The organism is Streptomyces sp. PT12 (assembly GCF_003311645.1).
GTDB lineage: Bacteria > Actinomycetota > Actinomycetes > Streptomycetales > Streptomycetaceae > Streptomyces.
This window is the reverse complement of sequence record NZ_QEST01000110.1, coordinates 1-2,505: the sequence shown is the minus strand read 5'-3', so window position 1 is coordinate 2,505 and position 2,505 is coordinate 1. Positions and strand designations below refer to the sequence as shown.

The window sequence follows — 2,505 nt, the reverse complement described above, 5'->3', positions numbered from 1 at the left end:
GCGGGTTGACCGCCACGTCGATCGCCTGGGGCCCCTGGGCGGGCGGCGGCATGGCGCTCGCCGAGGGCGACACCCTCCGCCGCCGCGGCCTGCGCGCCCTCGACCCGCGGCTGGCCATCGCCGCGCTCCAGCGAGCCCTTGACGAGGACCAGACCTGCCTGACCGTCGCCGACGTCGACTGGTCCGTCCTCGCCCCCGCCTTCACCGCCACCGGCCACCGCCCTCTGTTCGACGACATCCCCGAGGCGCGCGAAAGCCATCAGGCCCCCAGCCATCAGGCCCCCACGACCGGCGAGCACGGCACCGCCCTCGCCACCCGCCTCGCCGCACTCCCCGCCGGGGAACGCGAACGCCACCTCATCACCCTCGTCCGCACCGAGGCCGCCGCCGTCCTCGGCCACGCCGACACCGACGCCGTCGAACCAGGCCGCGCCTTCAGGGACGTCGGCTTCGACTCGCTCACCGCCGTCGAGCTCCGCAACCGCCTCACCGCCACCACGGGCGTGACCCTGCCCGCCACCCTCGTCTTCGACCACCCCACCCCCACCGCCCTCGCCGCCCACCTCCTCGACCAACTCCTCGGCCGCAGCACGGCCGTTGACACCCCCGCGCCCCAACGCCCCACCACCGACGAGCCGATCGCCATCGTCGCGATGAGCTGCCGCTTCCCCGGCGGCGTCCACTCCCCGGAAGACCTGTGGGAGTTGGTCGCCGAAGGCCGCGACGCCATCACCGCCCTGCCCGTCAATCGCGGCTGGGACGTCGGCGCCCTCTACGACCCCGACCCCGACCGGCAGGGCACCACCTACGCCCGCGAGGGCGGATTCCTGCACGACGCCGACCAGTTCGACCCCGCGTTCTTCGGCATCAGCCCCCGCGAGGCACTGGCCATGGACCCCCAGCAGCGCATCCTCCTCGAAACCGCCTGGGAGTTGCTCGAGCGCGCGGGTATCGACGCCACGACCCTGCGCGGCAGCGACACCGGCGTCTTCGCCGGGACCAACGGCCAGGACTACGTTCCGATGCTCCTCAACGGCGAGGACAGCGTGGAGGGTTACATCGGCACCGGCAACGCCGCCGCAGTCTTCTCTGGCCGCATCTCCTACACGCTCGGCCTCGAAGGCCCCGCCGTCACCGTCGACACCGCCTGCTCGTCCTCCCTGGTCGCCCTCCACCTGGCCGCCCAGGCCCTCCGCAACGGCGAGTGCTCCCTCGCCATCGCGGGCGGCGCCACCGTCATGTCGACCCCCGGCACCTTCCTCGACTTCAGCCGCCAGCGCGGCCTGGCCCCCGACGGCCGCGTCAAGTCGTTCGCGGGCGCCGCCGACGGCACAGGCTGGGGCGAGGGCGCCGGGCTCCTGCTGCTTGAACGCCTCTCCGACGCCCGCCGCAACGGCCACCGGGTCCTTGCGACCGTCCGCGGCTCGGCCGTCAACCAGGACGGCGCGTCCAACGGCCTCACCGCCCCCAACGGCCCCTCCCAACAGCGCGTCATCCGCGCCGCCCTCGACAACGCCGGACTCGAACCCGCCGACATCGACGTGGTCGAGGCCCATGGCACCGGTACCACCCTCGGCGACCCCATCGAGGCCCAGGCCCTCCTCGCCACCTACGGCCAAGGCCGCGCCCCCGAACGGCCGTTGTGGCTGGGCTCGGTAAAGTCCAACATCGGGCACACCCAGGCCGCCGCTGGCGTCGCTGGCGTCATCAAGATGGTCATGGCCATGCGCCACGGCATCATGCCGCCCAGCCTCCACATCGACGAGCCCACCTCGCACGTCGACTGGTCGGCGGGCGCCGTCGAACTGCTCACCGACGCCCGCACATGGGCAACGGAGGGCCCGCGCCGCGCGGGCGTGTCCTCCTTCGGCATCAGCGGCACCAACGCCCATGTGCTCCTCGAGGCCACCACCGACGACGAGCCCCCAACTCCCGCCCCCACCCGCGCACTTCCGGCCCTCCCCATCGCCATATCGGGCCGCGGCCCCAAGGCCCTGCGCGCCCAGGCCGCCCGGCTGCTCGACCACTGGACCGCCGACCCCGAGCTGCGCCCGGCCGACGTGGCCCTCACCACCACGACCAGCCGCGTCGCCCTCGACGACCGCGCCGTCGTCGTCGCCCCCGACCGCGCCACCGCCCTCACCCGCCTCGCGGCACTCGCCCGCGACGGCGCGCCCACGACCGGCACACCGGGGCGCCTGGCATTCCTGTTCTCCGGCCAGGGCAGCCAACGCCTGCGCATGGGAAGCGAGTTGTACGAGGCGTTCCCCGTCTACGCGGACGTGTTCGACGCCGTGTGCGCGCACCTGGACGCCCATCTCCCACGCCCCCTGCGCGACGTCGTGTTCGGCGACGACACCGACCTGCTCAACCGCACCGAGTACACCCAGGCCGCCCTGTTCGCGGCCGAGGTCGCCCTCCACCGCCTGGTCACATCCTTCGGCGTCCACCCCGACGTCCTTGCCGGTCACTCGATCGGCGAGATCGCCGCGGCCCATGTCGCCG

Annotated in this window: 1 protein-coding gene; it reads left to right on the top strand. The window is 73.8% G+C overall.

Annotated elements, in window-relative coordinates; translation table 11 throughout:
• On the top strand, positions 1-2,505 hold a 2,505-nt coding region (locus DEH69_RS13105), incomplete at both ends, for a type I polyketide synthase (protein ID WP_258534640.1).